At 68.8% G+C, this 15,814-nt stretch carries 13 protein-coding genes, 1 pseudogene and 1 CRISPR repeat array (1 of these 15 running past the window's edge); of the genes and pseudogenes, 12 read left to right on the top strand and 2 right to left on the bottom strand.

Annotated elements, in window-relative coordinates:
• Positions 1 to 166 precede the first annotated feature (166 nt).
• Complete coding sequence (locus ACFY9V_RS03935) at positions 167 to 1,735, top strand: restriction endonuclease (RefSeq protein WP_391159237.1); 1,569 nt, start codon at positions 167 to 169, stop codon at positions 1,733 to 1,735.
• Between the two features lie 941 nt (positions 1,736 to 2,676).
• Here the strand turns inward: ACFY9V_RS03935 and ACFY9V_RS03930 are convergent.
• Positions 2,677 to 2,938: pseudogene (locus ACFY9V_RS03930) on the bottom strand (hypothetical protein); the annotation flags it as partial.
• A 176-nt stretch (positions 2,939 to 3,114) separates the two neighbouring features.
• Here ACFY9V_RS03930 and ACFY9V_RS03925 point away from each other — a divergent pair.
• Positions 3,115 to 3,453, top strand: coding sequence for a hypothetical protein (locus ACFY9V_RS03925; RefSeq protein WP_391159235.1), 339 nt, complete (start codon positions 3,115 to 3,117; stop codon positions 3,451 to 3,453).
• 139 nt (positions 3,454 to 3,592) lie between these two features.
• Here the strand turns inward: ACFY9V_RS03925 and ACFY9V_RS03920 are convergent, their stop codons facing one another.
• Positions 3,593 to 4,219: an HAD-IA family hydrolase gene (locus ACFY9V_RS03920; RefSeq protein WP_391159232.1), complete on the bottom strand. Its 627-nt coding sequence runs from the start codon at positions 4,217 to 4,219 to the stop codon at positions 3,593 to 3,595.
• A 164-nt stretch (positions 4,220 to 4,383) separates the two neighbouring features.
• Here ACFY9V_RS03920 and ACFY9V_RS03915 point away from each other — a divergent pair, with 164 nt between their 5' ends.
• The 10 genes from ACFY9V_RS03915 (at position 4,384) to ACFY9V_RS03870 (ending at position 14,459) form a co-directional block, all read left to right on the top strand.
• Positions 4,384 to 5,610, top strand: a complete 1,227-nt coding sequence (locus tag ACFY9V_RS03915) for a helix-turn-helix domain-containing protein (protein WP_391159231.1) — start codon at positions 4,384 to 4,386, stop codon at positions 5,608 to 5,610.
• A 92-nt stretch (positions 5,611 to 5,702) separates the two neighbouring features.
• A complete protein-coding gene (locus ACFY9V_RS03910; protein ID WP_391159228.1) occupies positions 5,703 to 5,942 on the top strand; it encodes a hypothetical protein in 240 nt (79 codons plus the stop codon).
• A gap of 161 nt (positions 5,943 to 6,103) precedes the next feature.
• Positions 6,104 to 6,592: an ATP-binding protein gene (locus ACFY9V_RS03905; RefSeq protein ID WP_391159226.1), complete on the top strand. Its 489-nt coding sequence runs from the start codon at positions 6,104 to 6,106 to the stop codon at positions 6,590 to 6,592.
• A gap of 52 nt (positions 6,593 to 6,644) precedes the next feature.
• Complete coding sequence (locus ACFY9V_RS03900) at positions 6,645 to 7,040, top strand: hypothetical protein (RefSeq protein WP_391159224.1); 396 nt, start codon at positions 6,645 to 6,647, stop codon at positions 7,038 to 7,040.
• Positions 7,037 to 7,606 (top strand): DUF6907 domain-containing protein, encoded by a 570-nt coding sequence (locus ACFY9V_RS03895; RefSeq protein ID WP_391159223.1) that lies wholly within the window; start codon positions 7,037 to 7,039, stop codon positions 7,604 to 7,606. The genes ACFY9V_RS03900 and ACFY9V_RS03895 overlap by 4 nt, the downstream gene beginning before the upstream one ends.
• A gap of 40 nt (positions 7,607 to 7,646) precedes the next feature.
• On the top strand, positions 7,647 to 8,879 hold the full coding sequence (gene fxlM, locus ACFY9V_RS03890) for a methyltransferase, FxLD system (RefSeq protein ID WP_391159221.1): 1,233 nt from the start codon (positions 7,647 to 7,649) through the stop codon (positions 8,877 to 8,879).
• Positions 8,880 to 8,930: 51 nt separating this feature from the next.
• Complete coding sequence (locus ACFY9V_RS03885; RefSeq protein WP_391159219.1) at positions 8,931 to 9,131, top strand: FxLD family lanthipeptide; 201 nt, start codon at positions 8,931 to 8,933, stop codon at positions 9,129 to 9,131.
• 134 nt (positions 9,132 to 9,265) lie between these two features.
• Entirely contained in the window at positions 9,266 to 12,292 is a 3,027-nt protein-coding gene (locus ACFY9V_RS03880; RefSeq protein ID WP_391159217.1) for a thiopeptide-type bacteriocin biosynthesis protein, read from the top strand.
• On the top strand, positions 12,289 to 13,521 hold the full coding sequence (locus ACFY9V_RS03875; RefSeq protein ID WP_391159215.1) for a lanthionine synthetase LanC family protein: 1,233 nt from the start codon (positions 12,289 to 12,291) through the stop codon (positions 13,519 to 13,521). Before ACFY9V_RS03880 ends, ACFY9V_RS03875 begins: the two co-directional genes overlap by 4 nt.
• Entirely contained in the window at positions 13,503 to 14,459 is a 957-nt protein-coding gene (locus tag ACFY9V_RS03870; protein ID WP_391159213.1) for a thiopeptide-type bacteriocin biosynthesis protein, read from the top strand. The genes ACFY9V_RS03875 and ACFY9V_RS03870 overlap by 19 nt, the downstream gene beginning before the upstream one ends.
• Positions 14,460 to 15,005: 546 nt before the next feature.
• Positions 15,006 to 15,814: a CRISPR direct-repeat array (repeat unit 29 nt); it runs 1,344 nt beyond the window's last position.

The raw sequence follows: 15,814 nt of genomic DNA, 5'->3' as shown, positions 1-15,814 counted from the left end.
CGCCGAGTTGCCCCCGAGGAAGACGACATGGTGTCCGGCGATAGCTCCATAGGGCTGTTCGTGACCAGGGAGCCGCTCGACGAGGGCCTACTGACGCGATCCACTCGGTGCGGGATACTACGGAACGGCTCCGATTTGAGACTCACGTACAGGGCTGGGGGAAGCGGTGGCGGGGGCGAACGACCCATACGCACGGGAGCTTGCGCGGCAGGCCAGAGAGCAGGAGAGGGCCCGCAAAGCAGCCGAGGCCGAGGCCAAACGGAAGGCACGCGAGGAGAAACTTGCGTACGAGGCAGCCCGTGCGCAGGAAGCGGTCGACCGCACCAGCGTGACCGAGCACGACGTCGAACAGCTGTCGACGCTGCTGCGTACCGCGGTGATCGACGGGCGTCCATTGACGTTCGATCAGCTGCGGCAGGAGTTCGTCCCCGCTCCGTTCGTCCCACCCGTCGGACGTACCAAAGCCGCCCCAACACCTCGTTGGGAGGAATACGAACCAGAGGCGCCACGCGGTCTGCGGGGGGCACTCGGGTTCGGCCGGCGTGGATACGAGGCGGAGGTCGAAGTGGCTCGTGAGCGCTTCGACAGGGCGCTGCGGGATCACGCACGCGACGAGAAGAAGCGCGGTAAGAAGCTACAGGAGGCGCGCGCTCGGCACGCGGAACACAATCGGGACGAGGCCGCGCGGATCGGGGCGTGGAATGACGCACTTGGGCAGCGTCGCAACGCCTATCGTGACCGGGATGTCGAAGCGGTCGAGTGGTTCGTCGACCAGGCCCTCGCTGCTTCCGCGTACCCCCACGGCTTCCCGAAGGCGCATAAGGTCTCTTACCAGGCAGACACCGGCGACCTCCTCGTTGAGATCGACCTCCCCCTGGAAGACGTGGTCCCCGCCGCTCGTGCCTACCGCTACGTCAAGACGCGCGACGAGATGACGCCCGTACCGCGCCCCGAAAAGGAGCGGAAGGAACTGTACGCATCGGTCCTGGCCCAGACGGCTCTGCGCACGGTGCACGAACTGTTCGCCGCAGACACCGATGGCGTGGTGCAGTCGATCGCGCTGAACGGGCATGTGGCCACCATCGACCGTGCCACGGGCCGAAAAGTGCATCCGTGCTTGATCACACTCCAAGCAGAGCGCTCCGAGTTCAGCAAGCTGGTGCTGACCCAGGTTGACCCGCGGGCCTGTCTGAAACGGCTACGCTCGCTTATCTCGCCGAATCCGTACGAGCTCGAACCGGTGCGCCCGCTCGTCACGTTCGACTTGTCCAAGTTCCGGCTCATGGACAGTTTGGACGTCGTGGCTGGCCTGGACAGCCGACCCGTGCTGATGGACCTGAAGCCCACGGAGTTCGAACACCTCATCCGGCAGCTGTTCGAAGCTATCGGCCTCGACAGTGTGAACACTCAGCCTTCGAAGGACGAGGGCGTCGACGCAGTCGCGATGAACACTGACCCGGTCATGAAGGGCCTGTGCATCATTCAGGCCAAGCGCACCAAGAACGTAGTGCCCTTCGAGACCGTCTCCGCGCTCGCCGGCGTCGTGGAACACAAGCGAGCAGCCAAGGGCATCCTGGTGACCACCTCCTGGTTCGGCCGAGCCAGCGAGGCGTTCGCCAACGAGCACGGGCGCCTCGAACTCCTCGACGGAGCCAACCTGGTGCACCTGTTCAAGGAGCACATGAATCTCGACGTCATCCCCGGGCCGGTGCCACCGAAACGGCGCCCTCGGTAGCCGCGGAGTCGCACCCGACATCCTCGCGAGGCACGGGGCATGGTCTCGGCTCCGGCCTCATTCGCCCCCATCGGGCCCCGTCCGACAAATCCGACGCAGACCGGGCGTTACCACCAGCCGTTACGGGAACGCCAGATCGGCGTGTGCTGACCCGCCACCTTTCGATGCACCAGTACCCCAGCGATATAGAGGGGTTTGAAGGCCCACCAGCACAGCCACAGTTCGCCTAGCAGCAGGTATCCAAACAACTTGAAGCCGCCTGCGATGCAGCCCGGCCCCCCGCTGTTGCTTGTCCCGCGGCGGCGTGACCTACCGCCGACGTGGCCGCTGATCGAGAACGGACCAGGGAGCGGGACACGCCAGCTCATGCGCACTGAGCCTCCCCCCTCGCGCGCACGGCAGCTAACGCAGACAGGGCGGTGCAACAACGCATGGATCCCCCAGAGATGGCCGTAACAGCCGGATATACCCGACCGAGGCGTCGCATTTTGCCATACTGCGCAACCCGGAGTGCGCGGGTTCGAGCTGACTCGATGCCGCCGGCTCACCTCCCCCCAGACAGATCGCCTGTGGAGGGGGGCGCCCGGTCTTCTCCCGCGCTGCCTTGAGGAGACCGAAGACCCACTGCTGTTGTCCGTCTCGTCCCGCCGTACGCTCGACCTCGCACCGCTAGGCGCTGGCCGTCGTGGTGGCACCCGGCCATGCACCCCCTCTGGCCAGCAAGAACGTATGGTCTGCTGGTCTCAGTTCTGGTCTCATTCAGCCGCGTTCGGGTCCGTCCGCTACCCGCCCATGCGTCGGATCGGCCGCAGGTCAGACCGCATCCGCTTCCTCCCGCACGCCAACGTGACCCGTTGGAAAGCGTGTTGGGGGCAACCCCTCACGAGTTCGAATCTCGTATCCTCCGCCATTGCTCTCACCGGGCAATATGCCGATGGCCCTCACCGTTCGCGGTGGGGGCCATCGGTGTCTTCCCAGCCCCCGTTGTCCTGGTTTTTGCCCACAGTGGGCGCAGCGGGGCGGCCCCAGACGGCACCGGCGATCTTCCGCGCCACGTCCTTGAGCATGGCGTCCGGCACATGCAGGTACCGCGCTCGCATGCTGGCAGACGTGCCCGGCTCCCACCAAGGGCCGTTTCCCGTCGTGGTAGTCCGTGTTCGGACTCAGCGAACCGCCCAGCGGTTTGATGAACACGTATGTTGACCCTCACCCTGGCCGGGGTCAGAGCGTCGGCCCCCGTTGATATCCATGGCGCGTGGACGATGCGACGTCGAGTGCGACCGCCCTCCTGGCCGAGATCTTCCCAGCCCGACGAAGGCGGTCTGCTGCCCCTGGGAGAGAACCCGGACAGCTGGTTCGTCTGGGAGGCGGACTGCTGGATGAGCCCCGAGCCGAGGGACGGCACCGCACCGCGGGTGCCCGGCATCGCCTTCCCACTCACCAAGGAGTGGCAGTGGGAGTACGACTACTCCGACGACCCCCTCCACTCGTCACTGCTCCACGAGACCTACCTGCACGACTCGGCGCTGCTGAGCAAAGGCAAACCGGGGGCGTTCTGGACCCTGGTGGTGGCCGGGCCGCAACGCGGCCAGGTCTGGTGGCTCAGAGACGGATGCGCCACACCCTACGCCGACCCCCCGCCCCAACAGCGGGCGGGCGACTTCCTGACCTGGGTGAAGGACTGGCACGTCGGACAAGGCTGGTGGCGGACCGAGTAGCTGAGACACCCAGCTCGCGGTCTGGGCCGCCTCCTTGGTCCCGCTCTGGTTCTGTCCGTTCCGGATTCTGCTCCGAAGCACCAGGCCAGTGGCCAACTGCCAGTTGCGAAGCCCCTCGGAGTATGGGCAACTCAAGCAATTACGTCGCTGGCGTGACGCAGCCGAGCAACGCATCGAGCTGCGCCACAGTTTCGGCCGCGTCGGTGTGGTGGATGGTGCGGATGCCCAACGCCTCGGCCGGTGGCAGGTTCACCGCGTGGTCGTCCACGAAGACGCATTCCTCACCCGTTAGTTGGAGCTGTTCCAGGGTGTGGAGGTAGATGCCGGGGTCGGGCTTGCGTACGCCGAGTTGCTCGGACAGGACGATCGCGTCCCACTGCCCGTCCCACATGCCCAGGGCCTCGTAGGGGTTGAAGGGGGTCAGGCCGAAGCTGTTGGAGAGCATGGCGACTTTGATGCCGGCGGCGCGGGCGCGGCGGGCGGCGTCGACCATGCGGGGTTCGAGGTAGAGGTTGGCCAGGGCACGGCGCATGAGGTCGGTGGGGTCGATGCCGAGGATGCCGCCGATGACCTGGTTCCACTGTTCTTGCGTGGCCTCGCCGACCTCCAACGCCGCATAGACCGCTACGCCGTCGGGATGCTCGTTGAGCGCGCGGGTGTAGGCGCCGGGGGCCAGGCCCTCGCTGCGCTCGAAGGCTTCGCCGTTGAGCCGCATCCGGATGGTGAGGACGCCGCCGAAATCGAGAATCAGGCCGCGGTAGGTCATTGCTGGCTCCATCGGAGGTGACTCGCCCAGGGGGCACAGGGCTGGGGCACGCTGTTGCACGGATCGTAGCCGTCGGTCGATTGCCCTCGCCCTTCCGGGCCGGAGTCGTACCCTGGCGATGGAGGGCCGTAGCAACTGCCGTACAGGCGAGGGGACGTCAGCTCATGACTGTCGAGCAGGACTTCGGTATCGGTGCTCGTATCCGCTACTACCGCGAACGTCGGGGCCTGTCGCAGAAGGCCATGGCCGAACTCGTGGGCAAGACGGAGAACTGGGCCTACAAGGTCGAGAAGGGCGTGCTGCCCATCGACCGCCTCTCGGTACTGATCGACCTCGCGCGGGTGCTGTACATCCGTGATCTGACCGACCTGACCGGGGGTGTCCTGACGGGCGCCGTATCGGGGTCGCAGACCGAGCACGAGGGTGTGCCCGCGATCCGCCGTGTGCTGGCGTTGCCTTCCTCGCTGCTGCCGTCCGGGATCGGAGAGGTGCCTGTGGACGAGTACCGGGCGGCTGTGGACGACGCGTGGCGGGTGTACGAGACGCAGACCAAGGACCGGTACGCCGACATCGGCGGTCGGCTGCCGAATCTCCTGCGGCAGGGCTACGCGGCCGTGCGTGACGCCGAAGGCGAGGAGCAAGAGCGGCAGGCGGTGGCGCTGCTGATCTCGGTGTACGGCATGGCCCAGGTCTGGCTGCGGCGCGTCGGAGAGCCGGTGCAGGCCCGTATCGCCGCCGACCGGGGCGTTGCCCTCGCCGACCAGGTCGGGGATCCGGCACTGCTCGCGGCGGCCACGTGGAGCCTGGCGTGCGTGCTCACTTCCACCGGCGATGTAGCCGACAGCGTCGCCCTGGCGCGCGAGACCATTGCGAGCTGCCGGCCGGGCGAGGACGCCTCGGCGGAGCACCTGTCCGCGTACGGGGCGCTTCACCTGTCGGCGGCCGTAGCCGCGGTGCGCGACCATCAAGGACCCGTGGCGTGGGACCTGTACCACGGCGCCGAGCGGGCGGCGGCGCGTCTCGGTCAGGACCGCAACGACTGGCACACCAGCTTCGGGCCGACGAACGTGGCCATGCACGCCGTGCACCTGCGGGCTGAGGAAGGCGACACGGTGGAGGCGCTGCGCGTGGCCGACAGCGTGGAGGACAACCCCGAGCTGCCGCTTGAGCGGCGCACCAGGTACTTAATCGAGGTCATGAACTGCAACCGCATCCAGCGTGACGACTTCGCCACCGTCTACATGCTCAAGCGAATCACCAGCCAGTCCCCCGAAGAGGTGGGTTTCTCGCCGCTGGTCCGGGAGGCGGTCGCGGACCTGCTCAAGCGGGAAAAGCCCATGTGGCGGCAGGATTTGAGGTCCGTGGCGCAGCACATCGGCATGACCGCGTAGAGAGTCGCCTGGAGATCGGCACGCTCTGACCCTGTGTCAGCCCTGATTTTTCCTCAGGGTCAGTCAGCGACGACGCTTTTACGGTAAGTGACATGACAGAACGTCACCTGCCGCTGAGTGGGAAGTTACGAGCCTGGCGCGTCGAACGCGCTCCCGGCGCAGCCGAGCTGACTCAGGCCGGACGCGTCGCCATCCCGGTCCTGCTCCGCCGGATCGGCAAGCGTGTCTCCGCCACCGCGACGGTGCTGGTACTCACCGCCGAAGAAGCCGAAGCGCTCTGCGGTGAACTGGTGGCGCTGCTGCACTCCGGCGGCCAGGAGGCCGCGTCATGACCCGGCCACGGCGGACCGCCGCCGACCGCGAACGCCGCCGAACCCTCCACTCGGCTGCCGCTGGCCTGCACCCGGCGGGCACAACCGTCGCCGATGCGTACCCGGATTCCGGCTGTGAAGATGTCGCGTCTCCTCCGCGCCCGGAGAGAGGAGACAACCTCATGACCCGCACACTGCACGCAGCGACGGATGCCACGCCCACAGCGCCCGTTCCGACCCTCGCCGAGCCCGTCTGCGACGAGTTCGCGGTACGTGTCTCCGGTGCCGCCGCCATGGACGGCACCCTTGAACGGGACGTGGACGGCCGGTGGGTGGGGCGGCTTCGCCATATCAGCGCGGCCAAGGTGCGCCCCTGGGGCCTGAACTCGCTCATGGACGACGTCCAGTTGCTGGTGAGTGAGCTGGTCACCAACGCTCTGCGGTACGGGGACGACGGCGAGATCGGGTTCCGTCTCGTGATCACCCTGCAGGGGGTGCTGATCGCAGTGAACGACGGGTCCGGCCGCCGCCTGCGGCTGAGCGTCGTCGACGAGGAGAGCGAGACCGGCCGCGGCCTGTTCCTCGTCGCCGCGATAGCCGACGACTGGGGAGTGAGCCCCGACGGCACGACCACCTGGTGCACCTTGCGCACCGCCCCGGTGCGCCGGTGACGGCGCGGCAACGGCCACCTTTCTTCCGCATCCACGCAGAAAGCAACGCGCAATGAAGAACGCGAAGATCCTGTTCCCGGTCTGCGGCCGGACCGCCCGGCTCCCGGAACATCTCGTCCAGCAGACGCTGCGCGCCGCGACCCCGTACGGGTCGGCAGACGAGGCGGACGTCGAGCGGAGCTTATGGTGCCACCTCCAAATCCACGACGACGGCGACCACTTCGCCCTCGTCCTTGATCTGGGAGGCGTGGACACCGGAGCCGTCTGGGCCCGTTGGGCGGACGGAAAGCCGGTCGAGGCGCTGGACGTCCGACCGGACTGCTCCTTCGTCAACCACGAAACACGCGAAGCCTGCTGCGAATTCGCGTCCCACCCCGGCGCCCACACCCACCAGCTCACCGATACGCCGGTGGAATTCTCGGCGCCGGCGAAAGCGAGCGTGTCGTGACGGCAACATCCCTGGCCCAGAACCCAGCCATCGTCTCACCGCCCATCCAATCCGCCGCCGCCTCGCCGGGCCGTACGTGGTCCATCAGCACCACGGGCGGCTTCACGCTCACCGGACACCTGCCGCCGTGGGCCGACGAAGACCCCAGCGACACGGACGTCCCGCTGAAACGGCTGTCCGTCACGCTGATCGACCTCGCGCACCGCCAGCCCTTCGCCGGGCAGCGGATGCGCGTCCACCACCCCGCACGCACCGGGGTCGACGGACAGGCCGGCGGGACCGAAGAGAGCCTCTTCGACGGATACATCACCTGCTACCCGTACAGCGAGAACCCCAAGGAACGGGCCCCGTACGCCGACGTCCGGGTGGTGGAGGACTTCTGGCTGAACAACCTCACCCCCGAAGACCTCACCGACCTCGCCGCCCGGCTCCGCGCACAAGCCGACCGCCTTGAGACGGAGCTCGTTCCGATGCTCGAAGAAGCCCGCGACGACTGGTTCACCGCGCACGAGGAGCCCGCCGGCACGGCGATACCGTCCCGACGAATCGGCGCGTTCCGTAGCTAGCTGGCAACTCACCGTATTTCCATCGAAGGAGCTTCCTTTCATGACCGGTACGACCGTCGAACCCGACGAGGCCGTCCGCCTGCGGAACGGCGCCGTGGACACCCTCTGCGCGGAAGGGTGGATCACCACTCCCGAGGTCGAGGCCGTGATGCGCGCCGTCCCCCGACACGCGTTCACCCCCGAGGTGAGCGTGGAGAAGGCGTACGACCCGTACGCGGCGGTGATCACCAAGACCGACGAACACGGTGTGCAGCTCAGCTCCGTGTCCGCGCCGCAGATCCAGGCGATCATGCTGGAACAGGCCCACGTCCGCCCGGGAATGCGGGTGTTGGAGATCGGGTCGGGCGGCCTGAACGCCGCATACCTCGCCGAACTCGTCGGCACCGGCGGCCACGTCACCACGGTGGACATCGACCCCGTCGTGACCGACCGCGCCAGGCGGCTGCTGGGCGAGCACGGGTACGACCGGGTCGTGGTCGTCACGGCCGACGCCGCCGAACCAATCCCCGGCCTGGGGACGGTCGACATCGTGATGGTGACCGTCGGCGCCTGGGACGTACCGCCCGCATGGATCGACCAGCTCAAGCCCGGCGGCAGCCTCGTGGTGCCGCTGCGGATGCGAGGGCTGACGCGTTCGGTCGCCTTCACCCGCGTCGGCGACCACTTGGAGAGCGAGTCCGCGAAGATCTGCGGCTTCGTACCCGTGCAGGGCTCCACCGCTCACAACGAGGAACTGCTGCTCGTCAACGGCACCCCGGAGATCGGCCTGCGATTCGACGACGGACTGCCCTCCGACCCGAGCCTGCTCGACAACGCCGTGACGTTCACGCGGTTCGAGAGGTGGACCGGGGTGACCATCGGCGTCAGTGAGCTGGTGGACACCCTCCAGATGCACCTGGCCATCTGCCTTCCCGGCTTCTGCATCATGGCCGTCGACCCGGAACTGGACTCCGGCATCGTCGCCCCGGCCAACAAGGGCTTCGCGCTGGCCGCCGTGGACGACGAGGGCCGCACCTTCGCCTACCTCACCACGCGTCGCACCGAGGACAACAAGCACGTCGAGTTCGGCGTGCACGCCCTCGGCCCCGACGCCGCGGTGTTCGCCGAGACCCTCGCCGGTCATCTGCGCGACTGGGCCGGCGAACACCGCGGCGGCCCTGGCCCCGTCATCCGGGTCTATCCGGCCGGTACCCCCGACGACCGGATCTCCGGCGACCGCGTCATCGACAAGATCCACAGCCGGATCTCGCTCTCCTGGCCCGCGCAGCGCTGACCGCGGACCAGGACTCCGCACCAACCCCTTAACGGAAGGAATGGCACCTCCATGACCACCGCCATCTTGGCCCCGGCCCTCGAACCGACGGCCTTCGAGGACGACTTCGACGACTTCGCCCCGCTCGACGTGAGGGTCGTCATCGCCGCGCACCCGCACGGCAAGCTCATGTGCACCACCAGCGACGGCTGCGGCAGCACGTGCTCCAACGGCGCCTCGGCGTGCAGCTCCTTCGTCGAGGACCCCGCCTGATCGCAGGCAACTTCCCCATCCGGTGGGCCGGGCGCACACCCGGCCCGGCCCACCGGCCGCCCGCGTGCCTGTACAGGAAGGGACTGCCCATGGCCCCGCACCCGGCCGTCAGCTACAGGTGGCAGGAGCCTGCGATGCTGCGAGCCAGCACGATCCCCGGGACGGCAGACCTGCCCCGCGGCCTCGACCTGGACGACGTGGCGGCCACCCGTACGTGGCTGACGCGTCAGTGGCAGCAGGAGGCGTTCCGCGACGCCCTCCGCGCGGCCACGCCCGTACTGACAGAAGCGGTCGAAGCCGTCGTCGGCGGTCGGGAGACCCGGCCCCGGCAGGTGAGGCGTACGGCGCTGTCCACGATCGCCTACCTGCTGCGCTGGCAGAACAGGCCCACCCCGCTCGGCCTGTTCGCCGGCACCGCCTCCGTGGCCGTCGCGGACACTGCCCGCGCCCAGTGGCACGGCGAGCACCGGGCGCTGCTGCGCGCAGACACCGAATGGGTCACCGACATCATTACGCGCCTCCAGTCCAGTCCCGAGCTGCTGCGCCAGCTCCCGCTGACGGCCAACAACACCGCACGCGAGCGCGGCGACCGCCTCGTCGCCGTAGGGCCTCCCGCCGACGCCTTCGCCCCGCTCATCGCCCCGATCGAGATATCCGTGCGCAACACCCGCCCCATAGCCGCCGCGATGGCTGCCGCACGCGAGCTGATCGCCTACGCCGACCTGGCCGCCCATCTGCACCAGCTCTTCCCGCAGGCCGCCACCGACCAGATCGACCAACTCCTGCGCGATCTGATCGGCCAGCAGCTCCTCATCACGAGCCTGTGGGCGCCGACGACCATCCCGGACGCCTTCGGCCACCTGTGCGCCGAGCTGGAACGGCTCGACGCGCGCACCGTCCCCGAACTGCACGACCAGATAACTGAGTTGTACGGCATACGCGACGACATCGCCGCCCATCAGCCCTCGTCGGCCGCCATCACACTGGACCGCGTCATCCCGAAAATGCGCGCCCTCTCGACGGCGACACCGACACCCTTGACCATCGACACCGGCCTCGACTGCGACATCCAGATCCCCGCCGCCGTACTCGAAGAAGTACAGGCCGCCGTCACCGCGTTGTACCGGACCACCTCGCAGCCGTACGGCTACCGGCACTGGCGCGACTACCACCGCCGCTTCCGCGCCCGGTACGGCGTCGGCGCGCTCGTGCCCGTCCTGGAGCTGACCTCCGACAGCGGCCTCGGCCTACCAGCCGGATACCTCGGCTCGGAGCGCGACCGACCGCCCAAGCTCCTCACTGACCGGGACGAGACCCTGCTCGCGCTGCTGGAACCGGTGTTGATGGAAGGGCTCGACGAACTCGTCCTCACAGACAAGACGGTCGACGCTCTCGCGGACGCCGCTGGCACCGACCCGCACTTCGCGCCCCGCGTCGAAACCGCCTTCGAGATCCACGCCCGCTCCATCACGGCCCTCGCGCGCGGCGCCTTCCAGGTCGAGATCGCCGCGGTACCCCGGCCGGGCAGCAGCATGGCCGGCCGGTTCGCCCACCTGCTCACCCCCGGCCAACAGAACGACCTTGCCGCCGGCTTCCGCACCGACCCCGACGCGCTCACCGCGCAGCTCAGCTTCCCGCCCCGCAAACGCCGCGTCGAGAACGTCATCCGCACGCCCCGCCTCCTGCCCCATGTCATCGCCGTGGGCGAATGCCCGGCTGCGGACGGCGAGACGATTGGCCTCGACGACATCGCCGTCACCGCCGACGCCCGCCACTTCCACCTGATCCAGCGCTCCACCAGCCGTCGCCTGGACGTGCGTGTTCTGCACGCCCTCGAAGCCGCCACCCAGACCCCAGCGCTGGCCCGGTTCCTCGCCGAGGTCGCCGGCGCCCGATACGCCGCGTACAAGCCGTTCGACTTCGGCGCCGCCGCCCGGCTGCCGTACCTGCCCCGTGTGCGCTACCGCCGCACGATCCTCGCCCCGGCCCGCTGGCTGCTCCCCGCCGAGGAGTTGCCCGGCCGTACCGCCGAACAGGGCATGTGGGAACGGGAGGTCGCCGCCTGGCGTACGCGGCTGCGCGTGCCGGACACCGTCAGCATGATCGAGTACGACCAGCGTCTCCCGCTGGACCTGACCCACCCGGTGCAACGCCGCCTGCTGCGCACCCAACTCGACCAGAACCGTCGCCTGGAGCTGCGCGAGGCGCCCGCCGCCGACGTGCACGGCTGGATCGGCCGCGCTCACGAAATCTGGGTGTCCCTCCGCAACACCGCGCAGATCCCGCGCGCCGAGGAGAGCGACGTATCGCCGGCAGTCAGAGTCAGAGCCGCACCGGCCCGGCTCCACCTTCCAGGCGCGGGCAGCGTGCTGTACGCCCGACTGCACGCCCACCCTGGCCGCTATGACGAGATCCTGACCCAGCAACTCCCGTTCCTGCTAGCCGTGTTCGGCGACGTGCAGCCGATGTGGTGGTTCATCCGGCACCGCGAGATGTCCCGCCCGGACGCCGACCAGTACCTCGACTTCGTCCTCCACCTCTCTTCCGGCACCTACGCCACGGCGGCCGAAGCCGTGCACGACTGGGCGGACACCCTCTACCGAAGCGGCTTCGTCGCCGGTCTCACCCTGGCGGACTACCGGCCGCAGACCGGCCGGTTCGGGCACGGCGACGCGATGGACGCCGCACACGGCGTGTTCGCCACAGACTCCGCCGCCGCCCTCGCGCAGATTCGCTTCATCGGCCAGACCGACACCGTCACTCCGCAAGCCCTCGCCGCCGCCAGCATCCTCGACCTCGCCCAGCACCTCGCATCCTCCGAGACCCAGGGCACGGACTGGCTCATCCAGCGGCTGCCGCAGACCACCGGCCACCTGGACCGTCACCTGCGCGACCAAGCCCTCGAACTCACCTCGCCCGGCGGCCGAGACGCCTTATGTGCCCTGCCTGGGGGCGACGCCATCATCCGGACGTGGCAGACCCGCGCCGCGGCCCTCGACGCCTACCGGCTCCACCTCGCCGACGCCGATCCGCTCCGGGCCGCCCGCTCACTGCTGCACCAGCACCACGTCCGGGCGCTGGGCGCCGACCCCACCGCCGAAGCCCTCACCCTCCGCCTCGCCCGTACCGCCGCCCTGCGCCAGCAGAAGGCAGCCCGATGACCGCGACGACAACCAGCGCCTCCGACATGGTGCTTCAGGTCGTCCACGACCTGGCCGAACCCGCGCCCCCTCACCCGGACGAGCCATGGGTCGTACAGTCCCTCGCCGACGGTGCCGCCGGAACCGCCCTGCTCCACGTCGAAGCCGCCCGCCATCACGCCCATGCCTGGCAAGCCGCCCACCGCTGGATCGCCACCGCGGCCTCCGGACAGGTCAGCGCCGCCGACACCACCGGCCTCTTCCTCGGCGCACCAGCCATCAGCTTCCTGCTCAGCACACCGCCCGCCGAGTACGACCACCTCTACGCCCGAGCCCGTCGCGCCGTGCACCAGCACGTCCTGGCACTCGCCCACCGCCGTACCGACGCCGCCCTCGCCCGCATCCGCCGCGGCGACCTGGCCACCTTCGCCGAGTACGACATCTTCTACGGCCTGACCGGCATAGGTGCCTACCTGATGCGTGCCAGCCCCGAGGACGGCGCTCACGAACGCGTCCTGCGCTACCTCGTCGCGCTGACGCACCCGCTCGCCCCGGGGGGCCGCGGTCTGCCCGGCTGGTGGGTCCGCCACGACCCGCAGCGCGGCCACTCCCCGTACTTCCCCGGCGGGCACGCCAACCTGGGTGCCGCCCACGGCATCACCGGCCCGCTCCTCCTTCTCGCCCAGGCGCTACGCCGTGGGATCGAAGTCCCCGGCCACCGCGACGCGATCCGGACCGTCTGCGACCACCTCGACAGCTGGCGGCAGGACACCGACACCGGTCCGTGGTGGCCCGAGCACCTCTCGCGCCACGACCTCGAACGGCGCCGCCCTCACCGGTTTCACGACGCCCGACCGAGCTGGTGCTACGGAACCACCGGCATCGCGCGGGCCGGACAACTCGCCGGAATCGCGCTGCGCGACACCAGCCTCCAGACCTTCTACGAAGACGCCCTCCACCGGGCCCTGAGCGATCCCGCCCAACTCGCCAACGTCACCGACACCGGCCTCTGCCACGGCTGGGCCGGCATCTACCAAACCGCCAGCCGCGCCGCCACCGACTCCCTCGACCCCCGCCTGACCGAGCTGCTCCCCACGCTCGGCCGCGCGCTCCTCGACCACGCGCGGCTCGGCCTCACAGCGGCACCCGGTCTGCTGAACGGCGCCGCAGGCACCGCCCTCGCCCTGTCCGCCCTCGCCACCCAGCAGCCCCCGAGCACCGGATGGGACGCATGCCTCCTGATCAACTGACCCAGCCCGGCTCCGCCGAACACGCCGTGTTGGCCGTGCTCGCCGGCCAGCCGCTGGCCGAAGCAGCCGCCGAGGCCCGCCTGGACCCGGCGAACCTCTCCGATGCCCTTCAGGTCTTCCAACAAGCGGGCCGCGACGCCCTCGCCCGGCACTCAGTACAGCGCGAGTGGTGGCATGTCTATCTCCACTTCACCGACTGGGTGCACGCCGACCACACCTTCGCCACCCACGTCCTGCCGCTGCTACAGGCCGCGGAGGCCAACGGCACGCTCGACGGCTGGTGGTACACCCGCAAACACCCCTGCTGGCGCCTCCGCCTCAAGACCACGACCCCCATAGGCGACGGCCTCGACCGCCTCGTCGCCGAAGGCCACCTCCACCGCTGGTGGCCGGGCATCTACGAACCCGAAACAGCCGCCTTCGGCGGCCCCGCCAGCATGACCGCCGCACACAACCTCTTCATCGCCGACAGCCGCGAAATCCAGCAACTGCCCTCCCGCGAGAACCTCCCCCTCGGCCACCGCGAGCTATCCATCGTGCTCTGCACGACCCTCATGCGCGCAGCCGGCCTCGAATGGTACGAACAGGGCGACGTCTGGCACCGCATCATCACCACCGACCACCGCTCGACCATCGCGGACATCCCCCGCGAAACCCTGAACGCGAGAGCAGCAGAGATCCACACCCTGCTCTTGACCGACAGCGACTCCTTACTGAGCCCTGACGGCCCTTTAGCCCCGCTCGCCGAGTGGACAGCAGCCTTCCGCCACACCGGCCGAACCCTCGCCGCCGCCCTCCAAGCGGGCACCCTCGACCGCGGCCTACGCCAAGTCCTCAGCTACCACGTCATCTTCCACTGGAACCGCCTCGGCCTCTCCCTCCGCACCCAAAGCACCCTCGCCTGGGCAGCCCGCGCCGCAGTTCTTCACTCCTCTTGAAATGCTGTGATCACAGGAAGCTTCGGGATGACCCGAAGAATTAGGTCATGTGTCACCGGACAACTAGGCTGACGACAACCGGAGCCGGCAGCAATCGCTTCCTAGGACGCACCTCTAGGGGGCGACACATGACGCTTGAGGTTGGTCAGCGCAGCGCGCTAATCAGAGCGCACACGACACGGACCAATGCGATCCACACCTGCCACCAAGCAGGCTGACGCCACCATCGCGAGTCAGTACCCCCATCATCCTCATACACAAATAACCTCCCTTGGTCTAGGTGGGCACCTGCTTTAAGGCACCTGCGTTGCAACATTGGCGGCTAGTCGAAGTTGCGGAACCATTGCGAGGTACTCGGTTCAAATGGTTCCCACAACGCCGAGGATATGGGCATGGAGAAGGTAACTGCGTTCGCCACGCGGGTCGGCGAACACCCGAACTCATGCCAACCAACCTGAATTGAAAATCCGAAAATAAGTAGAACGGCAGCACAAGGGGCATTACGGTCGCTGAAAATACTGGTTGCCACGCTTGATAAGAGCAGAGAGCCTCATCCCCGCAAGCGCGAGGAGCAGTGGGCTCCTGACCAGCAGTACACCTTCATGGCGGGCTCATCCCCGCGAGCGCGGGGAGCAGGGTTACTTGCCGAGCGCCTCTCAATGGGGCTCATCCCCGCGGGCGCGGGGAGCCGTCCTCACATCGGACTGCTGCGCTGACCAACGAGGGTCCATCCCCGCGGGTACGGGGAGCGGCGGCTTCGTCGTAGCCGCCGTTCGCGAGGTTCGGGTCCATCCCCGCGGGCGCGGGGAGTAGCTCTTGGCCATTTCCGCCGCTGGCATCAGGGCAGGTTCATCTCCGCTGGCGCGGGGAGCAGGCCACGCTGCCGGCCGGGGAGTACTTCATCGCGGGCTCATCCCCGCGGGTGCGGGAAGCAGCCCGGCCGCCCGCCCGCCGCTGCACGCGAGCAGGGCTCATCCCCGCGGGCGCGGGGAGCAGACCATGCGGTGTCCGGTGCTGTAGCAAGCGTTGGGTCCATCCCCGCGGGCGCGGGAGCAGTTACGGCGCTGGCTCGCTGACCTCCTGGAACCGGGTCCATCCCCGCGGGCGCGGGGAGCAGAACTGTGGCTCCCTTCGCGGCCGTTTCCATCAGGGTCCATCCCCGCGGGTGCGGGGAGCAGGCCGAGGGACTTCTCGGCCGTGCTGATCATGGAGGTCCATCCCCGCGGGTGCGGGGAGCAGCGACTGTCCGGCCGTCACAGGCACCATCGCCGCGGGTCCATCCCCGCGGGTGCGGGAAGCAGCGTCTGCGGTTCCCCTACGAGGTCGCGGCCACGGGTCCATCCCCGCGGGTGCGG

It is taken from the genome of Streptomyces sp. NPDC008317 (assembly GCF_042955955.1).
Classification (GTDB): domain Bacteria; phylum Actinomycetota; class Actinomycetes; order Streptomycetales; family Streptomycetaceae; genus Actinacidiphila.
Note: the sequence above shows the minus strand (reverse complement) of the source record. Positions and strands in the feature narration are given on the sequence as shown.